The sequence below is a fragment of the Paraburkholderia sp. Ac-20336 genome, assembly GCF_017105025.1.
Lineage (GTDB): Bacteria > Pseudomonadota > Gammaproteobacteria > Burkholderiales > Burkholderiaceae > Paraburkholderia.
The window spans coordinates 1-245 of record NZ_JAAGPS010000315.1 but is presented as its reverse complement, the minus strand read 5'-3'; the positions used below and the strand labels follow the sequence as shown (position 1 = coordinate 245).

Here is a 245-nt window from a genome sequence, read left to right as displayed (position 1 = left end):
CGCGGCAAACCGCTCTGCAACACCACGACAGCCGCGCCGGCCGCCGCCACCGCCCGGCCAAGCGGGCCGGGCAGCCGCACGAGCAGCAGCGCCGAGCCGAACCAGCCGGTCAGGCCGGCGACCAGCGCAACCGGCCAGCCGAAGCGCCGGCAGGTCCACGCATACGCGAAATTGAACGCTTCCGCCGCGACGATCGCCGCAATCGACGCCACCGACGCCTGCGCCGCGAACCCCGGCCCGCGTTA

The 245-nt window shown here is 74.7% G+C and carries 1 pseudogene; it reads right to left on the bottom strand.

Going from position 1 to position 245, the window contains the following annotated elements:
- Positions 1-245, bottom strand: a pseudogene (locus GXB81_RS31215) (hypothetical protein); the annotation flags it as partial.